General features: G+C 45.5%; 18 protein-coding genes and 1 riboswitch. Of the genes, 10 read left to right on the top strand and 8 right to left on the bottom strand.

Annotated features, from left to right (window positions below):
• The first annotated feature begins 785 nt into the window (after nucleotides 1-785).
• The 5 genes from AC0VXX_RS14735 to AC0VXX_RS14715 all read left to right on the top strand — a co-directional run bounded on the left by AC0VXX_RS14735 (nucleotide 786) and on the right by AC0VXX_RS14715 (nucleotide 6,174).
• The gene (locus AC0VXX_RS14735) at nucleotides 786-2,462 is read left to right on the top strand and encodes an FAD-dependent oxidoreductase (RefSeq protein ID WP_475514863.1); all 1,677 of its coding nucleotides are present in this window, start codon (nucleotides 786-788) and stop codon (nucleotides 2,460-2,462) included.
• 66 nt (nucleotides 2,463-2,528) lie between these two features.
• Nucleotides 2,529-2,888 carry a cytochrome c3 family protein gene (locus tag AC0VXX_RS14730; RefSeq protein WP_475514862.1) on the top strand — a complete coding sequence of 120 codons (360 nt, stop codon included), beginning with the start codon at nucleotides 2,529-2,531 and terminating at the stop codon, nucleotides 2,886-2,888.
• Between the two features lie 112 nt (nucleotides 2,889-3,000).
• Nucleotides 3,001-4,176, top strand: a complete 1,176-nt coding sequence (locus AC0VXX_RS14725; protein ID WP_475514861.1) for a DcaP family trimeric outer membrane transporter — start codon at nucleotides 3,001-3,003, stop codon at nucleotides 4,174-4,176.
• Nucleotides 4,177-4,541: 365 nt separating this feature from the next.
• Nucleotides 4,542-5,990, top strand: coding sequence for a sigma 54-interacting transcriptional regulator (locus tag AC0VXX_RS14720; RefSeq protein ID WP_475514860.1), 1,449 nt, complete (start codon nucleotides 4,542-4,544; stop codon nucleotides 5,988-5,990).
• The gene (locus AC0VXX_RS14715) at nucleotides 5,968-6,174 is read left to right on the top strand and encodes a helix-turn-helix domain-containing protein (RefSeq protein WP_475514859.1); all 207 of its coding nucleotides are present in this window, start codon (nucleotides 5,968-5,970) and stop codon (nucleotides 6,172-6,174) included. The genes AC0VXX_RS14720 and AC0VXX_RS14715 overlap by 23 nt, the downstream gene beginning before the upstream one ends.
• A 290-nt stretch (nucleotides 6,175-6,464) precedes the next feature.
• Here AC0VXX_RS14715 and arcA read toward each other — a convergent pair whose 3' ends face one another.
• A complete protein-coding gene (gene arcA, locus AC0VXX_RS14710) occupies nucleotides 6,465-7,184 on the bottom strand; it encodes a two-component system response regulator ArcA (RefSeq protein ID WP_110457217.1) in 720 nt (239 codons plus the stop codon).
• A gap of 577 nt (nucleotides 7,185-7,761) precedes the next feature.
• Between arcA and AC0VXX_RS14705 the strand changes: the two genes are divergently transcribed.
• From AC0VXX_RS14705 to AC0VXX_RS14695, 3 genes are all read left to right on the top strand, one after another.
• Nucleotides 7,762-8,193: a DUF3293 domain-containing protein gene (locus AC0VXX_RS14705; protein WP_475514858.1), complete on the top strand. Its 432-nt coding sequence runs from the start codon at nucleotides 7,762-7,764 to the stop codon at nucleotides 8,191-8,193.
• Nucleotides 8,194-8,312: 119 nt separating this feature from the next.
• Nucleotides 8,313-8,489: riboswitch (Lysine riboswitch) on the top strand.
• 131 nt (nucleotides 8,490-8,620) lie between these two features.
• The gene (gene lysC / locus AC0VXX_RS14700) at nucleotides 8,621-9,979 is read left to right on the top strand and encodes a lysine-sensitive aspartokinase 3 (protein WP_475514857.1); all 1,359 of its coding nucleotides are present in this window, start codon (nucleotides 8,621-8,623) and stop codon (nucleotides 9,977-9,979) included.
• Nucleotides 9,976-11,082, top strand: a complete 1,107-nt coding sequence (locus tag AC0VXX_RS14695; RefSeq protein WP_475514856.1) for a succinylglutamate desuccinylase/aspartoacylase family protein — start codon at nucleotides 9,976-9,978, stop codon at nucleotides 11,080-11,082. The genes lysC and AC0VXX_RS14695 overlap by 4 nt, the downstream gene beginning before the upstream one ends.
• 116 nt (nucleotides 11,083-11,198) lie before the next feature.
• Here the strand turns inward: AC0VXX_RS14695 and asnC are convergent, their stop codons facing one another.
• The 5 genes from asnC to AC0VXX_RS14670 all read right to left on the bottom strand — a co-directional run bounded on the left by asnC (nucleotide 11,199) and on the right by AC0VXX_RS14670 (nucleotide 13,807).
• The gene (gene asnC / locus AC0VXX_RS14690) at nucleotides 11,199-11,660 is read right to left on the bottom strand and encodes a transcriptional regulator AsnC (protein WP_110457221.1); all 462 of its coding nucleotides are present in this window, start codon (nucleotides 11,658-11,660) and stop codon (nucleotides 11,199-11,201) included.
• A 127-nt stretch (nucleotides 11,661-11,787) separates the two neighbouring features.
• The gene (gene rluA, locus AC0VXX_RS14685) at nucleotides 11,788-12,465 is read right to left on the bottom strand and encodes a bifunctional tRNA pseudouridine(32) synthase/23S rRNA pseudouridine(746) synthase RluA (RefSeq protein WP_475514855.1); all 678 of its coding nucleotides are present in this window, start codon (nucleotides 12,463-12,465) and stop codon (nucleotides 11,788-11,790) included.
• A 95-nt stretch (nucleotides 12,466-12,560) separates the two neighbouring features.
• Nucleotides 12,561-12,848, bottom strand: a complete 288-nt coding sequence (locus AC0VXX_RS14680; protein WP_475514854.1) for a hypothetical protein — start codon at nucleotides 12,846-12,848, stop codon at nucleotides 12,561-12,563.
• Nucleotides 12,849-12,891: 43 nt separating this feature from the next.
• Complete coding sequence (locus AC0VXX_RS14675; protein ID WP_475514853.1) at nucleotides 12,892-13,422, bottom strand: class I SAM-dependent methyltransferase; 531 nt, start codon at nucleotides 13,420-13,422, stop codon at nucleotides 12,892-12,894.
• Nucleotides 13,397-13,807 (bottom strand): hypothetical protein, encoded by a 411-nt coding sequence (locus AC0VXX_RS14670; RefSeq protein ID WP_475514852.1) that lies wholly within the window; start codon nucleotides 13,805-13,807, stop codon nucleotides 13,397-13,399. Before AC0VXX_RS14670 ends, AC0VXX_RS14675 begins: the two co-directional genes overlap by 26 nt.
• 360 nt (nucleotides 13,808-14,167) lie before the next feature.
• On the opposite strand from AC0VXX_RS14670, the gene AC0VXX_RS14665 reads away from it, so the two are divergent.
• Together AC0VXX_RS14665 and AC0VXX_RS14660 are read left to right on the top strand one after the other, a co-directional pair.
• The gene (locus AC0VXX_RS14665) at nucleotides 14,168-15,157 is read left to right on the top strand and encodes a 2-hydroxyacid dehydrogenase (protein ID WP_475514851.1); all 990 of its coding nucleotides are present in this window, start codon (nucleotides 14,168-14,170) and stop codon (nucleotides 15,155-15,157) included.
• Between the two features lie 131 nt (nucleotides 15,158-15,288).
• Complete coding sequence (locus AC0VXX_RS14660) at nucleotides 15,289-16,026, top strand: dienelactone hydrolase family protein (RefSeq protein WP_475514850.1); 738 nt, start codon at nucleotides 15,289-15,291, stop codon at nucleotides 16,024-16,026.
• Nucleotides 16,027-16,232: 206 nt separating this feature from the next.
• On the opposite strand, the gene corA is transcribed toward AC0VXX_RS14660, so the two are convergent.
• Together corA and AC0VXX_RS14650 are read right to left on the bottom strand one after the other, a co-directional pair.
• Nucleotides 16,233-17,204, bottom strand: a complete 972-nt coding sequence (gene corA, locus AC0VXX_RS14655) for a magnesium/cobalt transporter CorA (RefSeq protein ID WP_475514849.1) — start codon at nucleotides 17,202-17,204, stop codon at nucleotides 16,233-16,235.
• A 26-nt stretch (nucleotides 17,205-17,230) separates the two neighbouring features.
• Nucleotides 17,231-17,776 (bottom strand): mechanosensitive ion channel domain-containing protein, encoded by a 546-nt coding sequence (locus AC0VXX_RS14650; protein ID WP_475514848.1) that lies wholly within the window; start codon nucleotides 17,774-17,776, stop codon nucleotides 17,231-17,233.
• Between the last annotated feature and the right edge of the window lie 298 nt (nucleotides 17,777-18,074).

The following is an 18,074-nucleotide window of genomic DNA, read 5'->3' as shown; positions in this document are numbered from 1 at the left end:
GCAAGTGGATGAGTTTCTTCTTAAATGCCTTACCTGATTCGATGAGGACTTAGCTAAAGGTAGCGTTAACCTTCGCAACACCAAATGGCATGAACGTCCCTTACACTTTTCCTATCCCATTCTTTTTGTTTGTCTTTTTTGTGGCTTCAGGCTCGAAGCCCCCTAATTGTATCTCAATTGAATAATAATTTTCGCAAAATGAAAGGGTGGAATCGCTTTTTTAAATTTTTGATTAAAAATCGATGTTAGCGATAAGATATAAATAGAGTATCTAGTCTTTATAATATTTATTTTAAATTTATAGCCTTAATTTATGAGTAATAAACTGTATCCCCTCCCATTAATAAATTTTGTGTGATATTTGTCATTTATTTGTGCGTTCTTAATTAGCTTGGTTTTAATTTGATCTACCTCACTTTTAACATCTGCCTCACCTACTCAACAAATGAAAAATAATTTCTCAATATTAAATGGTTTGCAAGCTGCTTATTTTTTTAATTCTTTTGTATCAGTGACTTACACCTAGCGCCGTTGTTGGCATACCTTCTGCAATTAAACTTGTAAATGAGCGTTATGTTCATTTTATTGGGTTTGTATATCCAAGCTGAAGGGGGCGGTTAATTTTTCATATTATAAATAGTCCAGATTTTAAGTTGTTCGATATTTAATGGTTTTTAAATGTCATATCGAGCTTAGCTGCAGATGAATGTCTGAGAACAGATTTAACGTTTATAAGTGATGAGTAACCGGCCACTCCATTGTCATCATTAATAGGAGTAAGAGCAATGAGTAAAGAAAGTGATCATGAACAAGTCGCTTTAGACCCGTATACAGAAAATGCCTTGAGGAACGGTATTTCACGACGTACTTTTCTGACCCGAGCGGCTGTTGGGACTGGTGCCGTAGCTGTATCTGGGTTTACCGGTGGTATAGCGTCTGCTGCTGAGTCATCTAGCCAAGAGTTTGCCCATAGTAGTGATGGGGAAGCGACGCTTCATTTTTTACCTAAGCCTAAAGTTATTTCAGATAAAGAGATTGCCTCAACACAAACTTTTGATGTGGTTATCGTTGGCGCCGGTGCTTCAGGAGTTCCTGCTGCACTATCGGCAGCAGAGAATGGCGCTAAAGTTGCTGTGTTACAGAAGCAGTCTATTGTGGTTTCACAAGGTAATACTGGTTCAGGTATCAATTTAGAAACAACCCCTAAAGCGTCTGTCGAAGCCATGGTTGCTCGCTTGATGAAAGATAGTGCTCATCGCTGTCATCCTGGTCTTTTGAGAAGCTGGGCATACAACTCAGGTGAAGCGGTATCTTGGGTGATCGACCGAGCTAAGCAAGGTGGCGCTCAAGTCGTAGATCAAGGCACTAAACCACAACATGGTATTCATGGGGTTAGCGAACTCCCACTTAATTTTGTGACATCATTTTTTGGTCCTAAGCCATACACTACTGGCGATGGTATGCGGGCGCTTGCTAAAACAGCCGAAAAAGCAGGCGTTAAGTTCTTCTTCAACATGCCTGCGCAACAGTTAATCCAAGATAAATCAGGCAAAGTGATCGGTGTGATCGCTCAATCTCGTGACGGTCTGTATCACAAGTATATGGCTAAAAAAGGTGTGATCTTATCGTCTGGTGATTATCAGAACAATAAAGCGATGAGCAGTTATTTCATCCCTGACTTGAAGAATTTTGAGCGCAAACAGCAGGGCCGTACCGGTGACGGTTTCGCTATGGCTTACTGGGCTGGTGGTGTGATTGAGCCTGTTGGCCACACTAAAATGCTGCATGATTTTGATGCTGGCCCAGCTTCAATGTGCGATATGCCATTTTTAGCTGTGAATCGTAAAGGTGAGCGTTTTGTCAATGAGACTGTGGAAATGTCTCTAATGAACAACTATCTGCGTGATGAACAAAATGCGGGTCATTATTCTCAAATATTTGATTCAAATTACATGACGCAAGCAGCTGATTGGCCTGGACATTTATATTCTCCTGAAGAAATGAAAGTCTATATGCCAGAAGACCCTGCCCCAAAGACCGGTGTCTATCCATCTCTTACAAATACCTATGTTGCAGATACTTTGGAAGAGCTTGCTGAAAAGCTTGAATGCGATCCAAAAACATTTGTTGCCAACGTTAAACGTTACAACGAATTGTGTGAAAAAGGTCAGGATGATGATTTCGGTAAACCTTCTAAAAAAATGGTGCCAGTTGTAAAAGCGCCTTTCTATGGCATCCATCGTCGTATGCGGGTTTCGGCGATATGTTCTGGAATGCTAGTCAATGAAAATTACCAAGCACTTGATGCTGAGGCGAAACCTATTGGCGGTCTATACGTGATCGGTAATCTTAGTGGCGGCTTCTATGGTGGTGTGGATTACCCGCTAACTGTATTCGGATTGTCTTTGGGTCGTTGTTATACCGCGGGTTACTTGGCTGGTAAGTATGTTGCCAAGCTATAGGGCTAAAAAGGATAGATAAATACTGATAGCCATTCCTATCATAAATAAAGTCATGGGATAAAAAAGATGAAATTTTTGAAAATGTACCAACTTCTGCTTACTTTTGCGATGGTGTTTTGTGTAAATGGAGTTGCTTCTGCAGAGCCTGTTGAACTAGGTAAGATCCATGCTAATGCAGGACTTAGCTGTTCCGATTGTCACGGAGACGCTAAGAAAAAACAACCTGCTCCAATGTTTGCTTGTTTACAGTGTCACGATACTAAAGAGCTTGCAGCAGTGACAAAAGATGTACAGCCCACCAATCCTCATAAAAATCGTCACAACGATACAGAGACCAACTGTAACTCGTGCCATCACCAACATAAGCCTTCTGAGAATGCTTGTATCGGTTGTCACCAAAGGTTTGAGTTCAAAAAGTTGCCTTAGAAGCTTCTACACCTATTTGATTATAAAAGCCAGATTGCAGCATTGCGGTTTGGCTTAATGAAGGATGAAAATGATGAATACTAAAAAAGCGCTGTTATCACTAATTATAGGCTTGTCTTTATCTCCACTGGCTCATGCGGTTGATTTTAAAGTGGCAGATACCGACCTTAACGTCGGTGGCTATATCAAGGGCATGGTAACGTTCGATTCTAACGGTACTGTAACTGCTCCCTATAACGGTAACCTTTACAGTGTCTATGGTACTCCCATTGACGGCACAGCTAACGCGGATACTAACCATTTGAATATGACGGCCAGAGAGAGTCGTGTTTATCTGAAAAGTAAAACAGATTCAGATATAGGTACAATTTCCTCCCATCTAGAAGGAGACTTTTTTGCTGATATCGATTCCGATGGTCCTACTTGGTCAAATGCCCATGGTTTTCGGATCCGTCATGCCTACATTAATATAGACAGAGAGGATAGTTCTATACTCGTGGGTCAGACCTGGACAGCCTTCATGGATTTTGCTAGCTCATTGCCGTCTATGGACTTTTCTTCAGATCCAGGTAATTCGTTTATACGTCAAGCACAAGTTCGCTATCAGTACAACCTGAGTCCAGGGCAATACCTGATGGCTAGTTTAGAGAATCCCGCTTATGGGATTGCTAATATCGGAGGGACTCCGATTAGATACGTTAACTTGGATACTAACGGTAACGGGGTGCACGATGCGAAAAGTGAAGAGACACTGCCAGATTTAGTCGTCAAATATTTTGTTGCAACGGGTCCAGTAACCATCAGTCCTCGTGTTGTGGTTCGTCAATTTGACTTAGATGGTCAAAACAGCACGGGTTACGGTTTTGCTTTGGGGGCGAGTGTGAAATTTGGGCAGGGCCATAAGGCGGTATTAAATTATACCTATGGTGATGGTATTGGCCGTTATGCAGGGTTAGGTTTCAATGCCGGAGCAGGCATAGACAATACTGGTAATATTGAAACCTTAGGTTATCAGAGTCTTACAGGTGGCATCATGTTCTCCTTGAGTCCAAGTATACGCTGGCAGGTTGGAGCCGGGTATTCAGAGCAGGACGAAGATGCATTTGACCGTGGTACTTTGACTGACATGGCTAATAAAACGGCCTTCTCATGGCATACTAATCTGTATTGGGATATAACCAAAGACTTGCAGTTTGCCGTGGGAACTCGCTTCGGTTATGTTGAAAATATGGGAAGTGCAGAAGGCGATATGGTGCGAACGCAGTCTTATTTACGTTACACTTTTTAAGCACAAAGAGGCTTGATTCTATTCGGTGTTGTTCTATCGTTAAACTTAAGGACAATGGCTAGGATACTAATCTGAAGCCCCATATAAGAAAAGGCACTTAGGTGCCTTTTCTTATTTCAAACCAAGTCCCCCCTCTGATATGGAAATGTGTTCGTCATAAAATAGACCTTGTGAACCGGATGCGTTTTTTGAGTCGCCTGAAGGACGTTGTAATCTGGCTGTGTCCGAATGATTTAAGTCGTAAATTCTCCCCTCACCGCCCTCTATTTTTGTAATACCGATTAATGATTAAATTAGGTGAAGGTAGTCACGTTGACTTTTTGTTGACTGAGTTATGATATGACTTTTGCCGTGACTGGACGCATATGAATACTTTGGAATTAGACTTAAGAGAATTGTTGTCTTTTAAACCCAGAGGTGGGGCCATGAGTTTCCTTGGCCATAGGCTTTATGTGACAGATATTTTTTCTCATGGCTTGCAACGGATGGAACTCTGCGAGAATCTTGGGACAGCAGCGACACAGTCTATTATTGTGCGCTCAGGTTATATAAGAGGTTGGCTGTTGGCCGAACAGATAAAGCGCCAGATGCCAGATGTGTGGAAAGAAGCGTCGAAAGGCGAACTCGGGCCTTTGCTTTTCTCTATGTGTGGTTTCGGGGAAGTTCTCAGTCGTCAGCGGCGAGATGGCATTAAAGCGAAGCCGCTAATTGAAACCCACGCTATAAGTCTTTATGAAGCTGAACAGCATCTGCAGCTCAGCGGTTTAAGTACAATGCCTGTTTGCTGGGAGCATATCGGGTTTGCCAGTGGTTACGTCTCAAACGTTGAAAATCGTACAGTCTACTTTATTGAAGATGAATGCAAGGCTAAAGGTGATAGCTATTGCCATATCAGCGGTAACTATTTGGAAGAGTGGGGGGAGGAGATCACACCATACTTGCCTATTTATAATGGTATCTGTAATGAAAGTGCCGCAGCTCAGTTTAACAATGTGCAATGTTGGGGTGATACTTTACCGAAGAATACGCAGGATCGAATTAACTCCTCTATGCCTAAGAGTGGGGTTGGCGATGGTTATCCGATTTCTAAAAGCTACGAAATGTGCAGCTTGTTGGAATTGGCTACCAATGTAGCTAAAGTGCCGACGTCAGTTCTTGTCACAGGTGAGAGTGGGGTTGGTAAAGAAAAACTGGTTCGGTTTATCCATAATCAGTCACCTCGATCGGATAAACCCATGGTGGCGATAAACTGCGGCGCATTGAATGAAACTTTACTAGAAAATGAATTATTCGGACATGTCCGCGGCGCCTTTACTGGGGCTGAAACTACCAAAAAAGGCTTGATTGAGGCATCTAATGGCGGCACTTTATTTCTGGATGAAGTGGCAGAGTTATCACCTGCATTACAGGTGAAATTGCTAAGAGTTTTACAGGAAAAAGAGATACGTAAACTCGGTGATACCGAGACAATTAGTGTCGATTTACGAATAATTTCAGCGACCAATAGTTCTCTTGAAGATGCGGTTGAAAAAGGAACGTTTCGTCAGGATCTGTATTATCGTTTGAAAGTCATTGAGTTGGTTGTTCCACCGCTGCGGGAACGCCCAGAAGATATTTTACCTTTGAGCCGCTTTTTTTTGCTGAAATTTAATCAAGAGCTTGGAAAAGAGCATATCGGATTTAATTACAAGACGGCAGACTTACTGTTGAATTACGCCTGGCCCGGAAACGTGCGAGAGTTGGCGAATACCATCGAGAGGGCGGTTGTTCTAAGTTCTGGTTCGTCAGATCATGCCAGAGGATCTTCCGAATGAAATACGTGATGGTCTGTGTACACCTTCAGTATTGGAAGACATAAGAGCGTTACATCAGGTAGAAGAGGACTATATTCTAGCTGTGTTAAAAAAACTAGATAACAACAAGACTCGGGCTGCAGAAAAATTGGGGATGAGTCTGGCAACGCTATATCGAAAGCTGAAAGAATATGGTGCCATGTAAGTGACATTTCATTGTTAGCACAATTTATCACTTTCTGAATTAGGTAAGACGGATCTATTATGTTGACTAGTACATATCGTAAATTTGCAGACGTTTGTTAGGTCTCAAGTTGTTTTGGTATTTGTGATACAGATACCAATCCTCTTATTGGGCATCCATAGCCACCGGGGATAAGTATAATCCTGATACAAAAAACCAAGTTACCATCTCTGGGCTTTGGCATCAGTGTTGCGGACACAAAAAAGCCAGTCGTGAGACTGGCTTTTTCATTGAATAACATAAGCGTAAGCTTATGCGTCTTCTAAATTACCACAGAAGCGGTAACCTTCACCGTGGATTGTCGCGATGATTTCAGGCGTATCTGGTAAGCTTTCAAAGTGCTTACGGATACGACGAATCGTGACGTCAACCGTACGGTCATGTGGCTTAAGCTCACGGCCGGTCATCTTCATCAGTAAGTCTGCACGAGTCAGGATCTTACCTGGGTTTTCAACGAAGTGAAGCATCGCACGGAATTCACTGCGTGGAAGCTTGTATGACTCGCCCTGTGGGCTAACCAATGAACGGCTGTTAATTTCTAAGCTCCAGCCGTTGAAACGGTAGTATTCTACCGCGCTCTTTTCTTCTGTTTCTACACCTGTGCTATTAACACGGGTTAACAAATTACGTGCACGAATTGTTAGCTCACGTGGGTTGAATGGCTTAGTGATGTAATCATCTGCACCAATTTCAAGACCCAAGATCTTGTCAACTTCGTTATCACGGCCCGTTAGGAAGATTAGACCGATATTGTTTATTTCACGAAGTTCACGTGCCAACAAAAGACCATTCTTGCCTGGAAGATTAATATCCATAACGACGAGATTGATCTTGTTTTCTTGCATTGCTTTATGCATTTCTGCGCCGTCATTGGCTTCAGTTACCACATATCCTTCAGCCTCAAAAATACTTCTCAGCGTGTTCCGGGTAACGGCTTCATCTTCTACGATCAGAATGTGCGGATTTTGCATATTTATCTACCTAATATTTATTTACATCTGTGCTAACCATGAGCGCGGTGTGCGGTTGCGCCCTAACTTGTCATGTTGAAAATTACCGAGTCACGTAGGTGCTTTCACTAAAACGACTGAAACCGCAACACACTTCATGATTAGTAAGGTATGCGTATCTCTTTGTTGTTGAAAAAAGATGCGCTAACTGTATCCACTACGATTAACAATAGTAGGAAATAGTTCCTTTAACTATCGAAAATTTTCAAGTTTCAATATTAAAGCGACAAAATCGCTAATATCTATAGGAAATTGACAACTTTTCATTACAGTGACCAGGACATGGCGTAACAAAAGTCGTTCATGCTTGACGAGTGGAAGTGAATCAACCGACATATTGTACTCGTTTTAGTCATTTGTTAACAAATGAAATGTTAACAAATTTACGTTTAGATTTGACGTCAATCAATTTTTCATAGCTAATCTTTTGATTTTATGGTCATTAATTATAATTTAACAGAGATATAATCTGTTTGATCTAGGCAGATGAGATGATTTAACTATAATTATTGCACGCTAATTTAGGAATGTTCGACTAATGAGTAGCATAGATGACCATTTTTGGCACAGTTATCAGCATACCCAATTTCTATTGACCCAAGGTTTTTCTCCCGCTTTATCTTTCGCCATTATCACCGCACACAATCCAAGGGGGCGAGTCTTGTCAGCCTCTCAAAATCGTCTCTTAGATAGGCAGTTACAGCGACATATCATCGAACTTAAGCGCCCTTATCGTGCCATAATCGGGGCCTCTTATGACCGCCGCCATATGGAAAAAAGCTGGGCTGTTCCAATAGAGAAGTCATTAGCGGTGGCGCTGGGCACGCAGTTTAATCAAAATGCGATCTATTTTGTTGAAGGCGATCAGTTGCAATTGGTGCCTTGCTTGCTTAATTACCCCGAGCTGACCATGGGGGCTTTTTCGGCGCGGGTTTGTCTGGTCAGTGATTTACCCGATATCCAATCTTAGCGCTGTTTGTAAACGTGGCGGCGACCCTGAAAGAATATTTACTCATATTGAATAAATATCGTTGACTTATTAGACAGATATTTGCTAATTTTCAACCATCTTGTGCGTCAATGCGCTTGAGATACAGAAGAGGAGCGTTAACTAGGTAGTAAGCATGAAGAGGCCAAACTCTGACGATTGCTTATGATGGAGATTAACGCCGAGATAGACAAGTGTTTGGTTTCGTTTGTTTATCGGTCGATATGGCTGAATCCTGTCGATTGTCACCTGTTTTTTGGTGGAGAGCTTCTGGTGGTGATCGCTATTTCCCGTCTTGGGGTGCGTAATCTTTGCACCAGGCTCTTCGAACGAAGTAAGTTCGGAGGTTTATCATGTTATCTATTCTTGTCGTGTCTTGTTACCGCTTCAATGTCGTTGAGGTGGGCTAATGTCGATTGTCGTAGCTAAATTCGGTGGTACATCCGTTGCTGATTACACAGCAATGAGTCGCTGTGCCGACATCATTATTGCCAATCCTAATACACGTATTGTGGTCGTGAGTGCCTCTAGCGGCGTCACCAATTTGCTGGTGGAGTTGACTCAAGCGCAACTCGATGACGAGCGACGTCAACAGCTACTTACGCAGATTGCCTCAATCCAATACCAAATCCTTGACCGCCTCGGTCGTCCGGCTGAAGTTGCGGCTCATCTCGATAGCGTGCTCAGTCGTATCGCTATGTTAAGTGAATCTTTGAGCCATGAACGCTGCAAAGCCACCATGGATGAGTTGTTAGCGCAAGGAGAGCAATGTTCAGCGGCGCTGTTTGCTGCCGTGCTACGTGAAAAAGGTGAGGCGGCGTCAGCCTTTGATGTACGCCAAGTGATGCGCACCGACAGTCATTTTGGCCGTGCTGAGCCTCAAATTGAGCAGGTTGCAGCCTTATGTGCAGCGCATTTAGCCCCGCTGCTGGCCGAGCAGCGTATTGTCACTCAAGGTTTTATTGGTGCCGATGCACAGGGCGCCACCACCACCTTAGGGCGCGGCGGTAGCGATTACTCGGCGGCATTATTGGCCGAGGCTCTTAAGGCATCGGCTGTCGAAATTTGGACCGATGTGGCCGGGATTTACACTACCGATCCGCGCTTGGCCCCCAATGCGCAGCCCATCGCCGAAATTAGTTTTAATGAAGCCGCTGAAATGGCGACTTTTGGCGCTAAGGTGCTGCATCCTGCGACCATTTTACCTGCGGTAAGACAAAAAATTCAGGTGTTTGTGGGCTCGAGCAAAGAGCCTGAACGTGGCGGTACTTGGATACGTCATCAAGTGAGTGACGAGCCTATTTACCGCGCCGTGGCCGTGCGCCGCGATCAAACCTTACTGAATCTACACAGTTTGCAGATGCTGCATGCGCAAGGTTTCTTGGCGGAGACCTTTGCTACACTGGCAAGGCACAAAATAAGTGTCGATTTGATCACGACATCGGAAGTTAACGTATCGCTGACCTTAGATAAAACCGGCTCTGATTCGGCTGGTAACAATTTGCTCAGCGAAGCGCTATTACAAGAGTTATCGCAACATTGCCGGGTGCGTGTGGAAGAGGATTTAGCCTTAGTGGCGATAGTGGGCAATAAAATTGCCTCTACTCCAGGGGTGTGCCGCCGAGTGTTTGAGGTGCTAGAGCCGCATAATGTGCGCATGATCTGCCAAGGGGCTAGCCCACACAACCTATGTGTATTGGTCGCCGAAAGTGAGGCGGCGCAGGTGGTACGCTCGCTACATGAAAATCTGTTTGAAGGCGAACGATGAAACCGAGCCGTAGCACGTTGAAAATTGGAGAATTGGCGACAGGGCAAGATCTCGAGTTGCCCATTTTTCAGTTTACGCCAGCCGTTATTCGTGGGCCGAGTGTCTATATTCAGGCGAATGTGCATGGCGCCGAGGTGCAGGGCAATGCGGTGATTTATCAGTTAATGCAGCAACTGGAAAACTGCGAGTTGCTTGGCAGTGTCACCTTGGTGCCACTCGCCAATCCTTTGGGGATTAACCAAAAAAGTGGTGAGTTTACCCTTGGGCGTTTTGACCCGATAACCGGGGTGAATTGGAATCGCGAATACTTAAATCATCATATCGATATGGCCGCTTGGTATCGACAGCATGCCGAGTTAGATGATAACGCCTTGGTGGCGGCTTATCGCGCCATGTTGATTGATAGCTGTCAGCAGCGTCTGCAGCATGAGTGGGGCGTGACGACGGGGCATCGCCAAGCGGTCACTCTGCAGCATTTAGGGCATCAAGCGGATATCGTGTTGGATCTGCACACCGGGCCCAAGGCCTGCAAACATCTTTATTGTCCCGAATATGATAGTGAGGCCGCGAGGTTATTTTCGATAGCCCATACGCTATTTATTCCTAATGAGTTTGGCGGGGCGATGGATGAATCGATATTTTATCCTTGGTGGCAATTGTGTCAGTACCTAGCAACGCAGGGGCGAGAATTAGCGGTACCTGTATCTGCGTTTACCTTGGAGCTGGGCTCGCAAGAGCATATCGATCTCGCCGATGCACGCCTCGATGCCGACGGGATCATGGCGTATTTGAGTCATCGCGGTGTGGTTGCCTCCCCCATTTTGCCCGCTAAGATGGCGCGATATGCTTGTTATCTTCGTGACTATAAAAAATACCACTCACCCATGGGGGGCATGGTGGAGTATACGGCCAAGTTAGGCGAGCCATTAGCCGCAGGTTCGCCTTTAGCGACTATTTTGCGGGTGGATCAGTATGGCTGTGGGTCTACATTAACCCCTTTATGCTTATCGCAAGCGTGCGTGCCGATTTTGCATTTTGCTTCGGCCTCGGTTTATCAAGGCACCGAGCTGTATAAAGTGATGACCCATGTATTTGAGCTGTAAAGCACTGATATTCAGCTGTAAACCTGAGTTATAAAGCGTCATGGGTTTTAGGCGCTAGCGATGCCAGATGTTGGTACTAGGTATCGTGGGCATCGCTGCTGCGTTATTGGTAAGCCTTATGGCTTAACGGCGCGAATAATCGGATTTTGTAGGCTAATTAAGGTTTCGGTAGATTGGATTTCATCAATAGATTGAATGCGGTTAATCAGCACATGCTGCAAACCATCGATAGACTGGCACATCACTTTGACAAAAATACTGTAGTTGCCCGTGGTGTAATAGGCTTCGGTCACCTCTTCTAACGCGTTAAGCTTAGCGATGGCGGCAGGGTAGTCACCGGCGCTCTTAAGGTTAATGCCGATAAAACAGCACACATCGTAGCCCAGCGCCTTAGGGTTGACGGTGATCTGCGCGCCAGTAATGATGCCCGCTTGCTTCATCTTTTCTACCCGCACATGAATGGTGCCAGCACTGACACCAAATCGCTTAGCAAGCTCGGCAAAGGGGGTGCGTGCCTCTTGCATTAATGCCGACAGAATTTGATTATCTAATTGATCACGTTGAAATGAACTATCCACTAGTCAATACCGCTTTATGATTAATATTGTTTGCTAATCTACGATATTTTTTGAGTAACGGCTAACTTTTTAGGCCAATTAATGCCAATTTCAATAGCTAATAGCAGCCTAGTTAGGTTGTTGTTAGCTATTGCTGTTCGCTCGGCGTTGCAAAAGGGATGTCAGTGCTAAAGGTCATCGGCTCACCGCTGTAGGGGTGGTTAATGGTTAGCGATTGGGCATGCAGCAGTAATCTAGGGGCGAGTCGTTTGGCTAATGCATCGGCGTAAAAGTTATCGCCAAGAATGGGGTGTCCCAAAGCCATCATATGTACCCGCAATTGGTGAGAGCGGCCAGTAATAGGCGTGAGTTTAACTAAGGTTGAACGTTTCGCGCGGCTAATCACCTCGAAATGGGTGGTCGAGGGCTTACCTAATCGGTGATCAACTTTCTGTTTGGGGCGATTAGGCCAATCGCAGATCAGCGGCAGCTCAACGGTGCCGCTTTGGGTTTTAACATGGCCTGCGACGCGCGCGTAGTAGGTTTTGTGAGTTTCTCTGTCCCTAAATTGGCGTTTCAATTCGCGCTCGGCGCTGCGGCGCAGGGCAACGACGATAATGCCGGAGGTTGCCATATCGAGACGATGTACTATCTGGGCGTTAGGGTGTTGGCTGAGTACGCGGGCAAAAATGCTGTCATGATAGGCGGGATCGCGCCCCGGGACTGAGAGCAGCCCAGAGGGTTTATTGATCACGATGATGTCTTTATCTTGATGCACCACATCTAGCCAAGGCGTGGTGGGTGGAGCGTACACAAAATCTTTCATAGTCGGTTCGGTATTTTTAAGCGGCAGCCAAGATACCGTTTAGCGTGATGGCTCGCAAGCAAAACTCACCAGCATCGGGATAAATTGGGCGCAGTTTACAGGCTATGGCCATTGACATGCATTATGGCGAAGGTCCAAACCACAAAAGCCAGCGACAGATGAATAAAGGCGTACAGAGCTTGATCGAGTCGCTCCATGCCTTTGGCTTGCCAAAGCAGTTGGCCATGCAGCAGGATATTGAGCGGAAACAGCATAAACAGTGGGTAGAAGCCAATAGGGCTAGCGTCCCCCAGTAATGCCCTAGACAATAACGACCAAACAACCATAAGCACGGTGATGAGCGGCGGCGCCGCTAGGCGATATTGCTGGGGATAGGGAAACATGTAACGTCCTTATGCTATGTTGATGAGGTCAGTGTTGATGAGGCTAAGCGCGTTTTCGCCCGATAAACTGGGCTTTATAGATGGGCTCATCCTCACAGCCTACATTACCTTCAAAATAGTGCAATATATCAAACTTATCGAATTGAGTGAGTAGCTCATCGGTTTGCAGTAAAAAAGCGGGGTTTTTAGGCCGGCCTACCTTGGCTTGCTCTGTGGTAAAGGTCTCATAAATTAACAGTCCCTCTGGCTTAACACTGTGTTTTATTTGTTCAAACAGCGGTCTGTGTAGGTAGTTAAACACCAGTACCATATCAAACTCACGTACAGGCAAAGCGGGCGCTGAGCCATCTTCAAGATCATAAGCTAATGCATGGCAGTGTGGAGGCAGCTTGGGTAAACTGCTGATATCCTTGTCGATGAAGGTGACATTTGCCCCTTGCTGCGCGAACCATAATCCATTACGGCCACTACCGCAGGCTAGATCTAATACCTGCAACTGTGCAGGCTGAGCTAAGTTTGGTAAATAGTGGCTAATTAAGGGCGCTACGTTAGCCTTTAATTTCTTTTTTTCCATCGATACGTCGCCTGTGAATAATAGAGTAGTGGCGTAATCCTGCTGGCCCATGGGAGACCACGACCGACAATAATACAATGACGATGAGCAGTTCGGGTTTATAATCGGCCAGCGGAATAAATAAACTTAATAATCCTAGTTTTACTATAGTGAGTACGCCCTTTAGCTGGATAAGCCAGCGCCAGTCACGAATGATCTCCCACAGCATTAATAGGCTGCCCGATCCCATTGCAAGTATCCAGTATAGGCTCCAGTCGGCTTTGGCTACCCCTAATAAAATCCCCCCACCGGCCCCCGTAATGCCTAAAATATGTAAGGCGCGTAAACTGGTTTTACTCAGGCGTTGTAACCAAAACTGTTTTTCAGAAATCGATTGTCGTCCCATAAGATCAATGGCATCAATAAGTTTGTCTTGAGCTTATCAGGAAATCATGGCAAAGCACATTGGCGCCCTGTTGCGAGAGAGTTTTCGTGATGAGGCTTGCGGTTTTATCATGGGGTTGGGTAATTATATTGACTTGCCATGGTCAGTGTTCATGATCCAAGTGTAACGCCTAGGTTATAATGATGTCTTACGTTGACTTATCTCGAATAGGTTGTGGACATAAGGCTATATGGTTACAGCCTTAAATGGGCTGGGAGCTGCCCGAGTATCCACAGCGTAAGAGTTTGCTAGGGTTAGCATTAACGCTGTGAACGGTATTTTTCTGTGACCTATGGTCACGCACACAATTGGGAATCAAATATGAAAATCGGTTTTTTCAGTGCTAAGCACTACGACATGGAGCATTTCAATCGCACCAACAAAGCTTTTGGCGCCCGCATCGAGTATTTTGATTCTCGTCTGTGCATGAAAACAGTAAAGCTGGCCTTTGGATTTGAGGTGATTTGCGCCTTTGTTAACGACTCTTTATGCGAAGAGGTGTTGGTTGAACTGGCTAAAAACGGCACCAAGATTATCGCCATGCGCTGTTCTGGTTTTAACAACGTCGATTTAGTGGCAGCGCAGCGGTTAGGGTTAAAAGTGGTTAACGTACCGGCCTACTCGCCAGAATCGGTGGCCGAACATACGGTTGCGTTGATGCTGACGCTTAATCGCAAGGTGCATAAAGCCTACCAACGTACTCGAGATGCAAACTTCTCGCTCGAAGGGTTAGTGGGCTTTAATATGCATGGCCGCACTGTCGGCGTTATTGGCACGGGTAACATCGGCTTAGCCACCATTAAGGTGCTGTTAGGCTTTGGTTGTAAGGTGGTCGCGTACGACCCATACCCTAATCAAGCTGTTATCGATTTAGGCGTGCCCTATCTATCCCTCGATGAGCTCTACCCCCAATGCGATATTATCAGCTTGCATTGCCCTCTTACCCAAGATAATCACCATCTGTTAAACCAAGAGAGTTTTGCCAAGATGAAACCCAAAGTCATGGTGATCAACACCAGCCGTGGCGGCCTGCTCAATGCGATGGATGCCATGGAAGCATTAAAAGAGGGCAAAATTGGGTCTCTGGGCTTAGACGTATATGAAAACGAGAAAGAGCTCTTTTTCGAAGATAAGTCTAATGAGATCATTCAAGACGATGTGTTCAGACGTTTATCGGCCTGCCACAACGTGATTTTTACCGGTCACCAAGCCTTTTTAACCGAAGAGGCGTTAGGGTCGATTGCCCTGACCAGCTTAACCAATATTAAGCAACTGCTTGATGGTGAGGATTGTCCTAACCAGCTTTATTAACCTTAAAGACCGCGATTGCCCCTGGCGCTAATGATGCAGTTTTAACGCCATGGTTAACGATGAGTTTTACCTGACATTCTCCCCTTAGGCTGATAAATTATAAGTACATTTATTAGCCCGAGGGCATGAGTATGATGGTTAAACAGGCTGTTCACGATATCGATACCCCCACAGGTCCCATGAGATGTTATCTCTATCGTCCCGATGCCGAAGGGCCGTTTTCGACCATCATCTTCTATTCTGAAATTTTCCAGCAAACGGCGCCTATCGCGCGCGCCGCGGCAATCATGGCTGGTCATGGTTTTGTGGTGCTGGTGCCCGAAGTGTTTCACGAGCTTAATCCGCTAGGTACAGTACTGGCTTACGATGAGGCGGGCAAAGATAAGGGCAACCAAGACAAATTTACCAAAGGGTTAGAGCATCACGATAGCGACACCCAGGCCTTGGTGGAGTTTGCGCAGCGCCAGCCGTTTTGCAGCAGCTTAGTGGGGGCGATGGGCGTGTGCATTGGCGGCCACTTGGCTTATCGCGCCGCGCTCAATAGCGATGTGGTCGGGGCTTTTTGCCTGTATCCAACCGATATTCACTCTAATACCTTACCTTGTAATAAGGGCAACGACTCGTTGAGTCGCACTGGCGATATTCAAGGCGAGTTGGCCTTAGTATTTGGTAAGCAAGACCCGCATGTGGACGCCGCTGGACGGCAGCTTATTTATGCCAAACTCAGCGAAACCAAGCGCTGCTTTAGTTGGCTTGAAGTCAATGCCCAGCATGCCTTTATGCGCGATGAAGGAGAGCGATATGACCCGGCATTAGCCTTACAGATGTATTGCCAGGCGGTGGCTTTTTTTCAGCGGGTGCTACGCTAGGCCGCTTTTTGGCTGCTGGCTAGGCACCAAGTGAGAGGCACTATACGTTAGACATTAAGTGTTAGGCACTGTCGACATGCCAACTCCGCTTTAACATAATCATATTAAATTCAAAGGGCTAATCCTTACTCATGATTAGCCCTTTGTGATGGCGTAGCTTGGCCATTGTCTATGCCTCGCCGAGCGGTAATCTTGTATTGAAGTGGTTAAATCCATTTTCGGCGTCGAAACAGCCAAATCAATACCGCGGTGATGCTGAGCATAACGCCCCAAACAATAAAGTAACCGTTAGGGTTTTTTAACTCAGGAATATACTCGAAATTCATACCATAAATACCGGCAATAAAGGTCAGTGGTACAAAGATGGCGGTAATAATCGTCAGCACTTTCATGATGTTGTTTAAGCGATGGGCGCTAATTGAGATATAGCCGTCAATTAAGTCGCTAGCAACCTGATAAAACAAATCTGCCAGGCTCGCGGCGCGATGTTGGTGCTCACACACATCGTTGATCTCATGCGCCAGTGTGCTATCAAATGGGGTCGATGGCTCATCGCGCAGGTTGTTAAACAGCTCTACATGGTAGTGAAAGTTACGCCGCAGGCGAGTGAGATCGGTTTTATACAATACCACTTCGGCCAGTACCTTATCATCGGCAGTGGTCAACATGACCGACTCTAGTTGTTCTAGGCGGGTTTCTAAATCAAACAGAATTTTATGATAGCGCTTCACCACAAAGCGGCTGATCTTGAGGCTTAAGGCCCCAGTCCCAGTGGCGAGGGAGATATCGCCCGCGTGCAGCGCCGCCATGGTGCGCTCAATACTGAGCGAGCGGGCCGAGTGGCGAGTGATAATAAAACGCTCACTGATAAACATCGCCAAGAGAATATTATCGCAATTGATAGATTCAGAATCTGCCGACAAGCCACGCAGCAAAATAAAGGTATGATCGCCAAAATCTTCAATTTTGGGTGGATGCCTATCGCGTGACGCATCTTGCAGCGCTAGCTGATGCAGGTTAAAGGTTTGCTTTAACATGGCTTGCAGTGGCTCGGTTAACTCGCCATCAATATTGAGCCATAAAATGGCGTCATCGCTCTGTTGCCACTTAGCAATATTGGACTCGTCGCCCCGAATGAGCGAATTATCTTGCGGGCTGTAGAGAAGAGTGGTCAGCATAGTCTTGCCTCTGGTTAGATGACGCCTTAATCACTTTGGGTTTGGATATGGTCTTTATCATGTTGTTCGCTAACGACTGCTGGGGCATGGCTGGATAACTTGAGTACCCCTTTTTGCAGCATCAAATTATTAGGGTAAGTGATAAGTACATCGTCGTCGCGTTGGATCAATACATGGAATAGGCATATGTCGGCGATGATCCCTGTGACATCTTCATCTTTATCAATCACTTTAATCTTGTCGCCAATGCGATAGGGAAAGACGAAGAAGATTAAAATGCCTGCGGTAATATTACTCAGTATCGACCATTGTGCGACAAGGGCAACACCCAGTACGGCAAAGATGGATGAGATAAACAGCGACACTTGCTGATATTCAATCCCGAGCGAAACCACCATTAGGCACACCATCAGGGTAAAATAGAGGTAGCTAATGTATTGGATCACCATTTTTGCGCGAGTCGTTGATACCTGTTTGTGTTGGGCCAATTTACTGACCCAATTAGTTAATAGGCGCTGGCCAAAAATAAACAGTACGACAAACAGGGTGGCGATCAGTAGTGAGTAGGTCATTAGCAATGGCTTATAAATAAAAGACTTTTAACATTTACTACATCATGCAAGCTTATGCAATGACTCTTGTTGCGCATCAACAAATAGGCTGACGGGTTAATGTGAGGCATAGGCTGGGCAAGGCTGATGATGACCATCTCTCTATTGATTTTTGTGCCAAGACGCAGCTGCTTTGACGAGGAATCGAACAAATAGACGGCTTTAGTGGTGTAGCTGGCGTGAAGTGGGGGATAAATCACCTCGTAGTGGCTGTGATAACGCGCCGATTCAGTCATACTATCGCCCTTTGTTACTTGGC

This window comes from Shewanella sp. QJM3NY_23 (genome assembly GCF_056173105.1).
The sequence above is the reverse complement of the archived record's forward strand: the minus strand, read 5'-3'. Positions and strand labels throughout refer to the sequence as shown.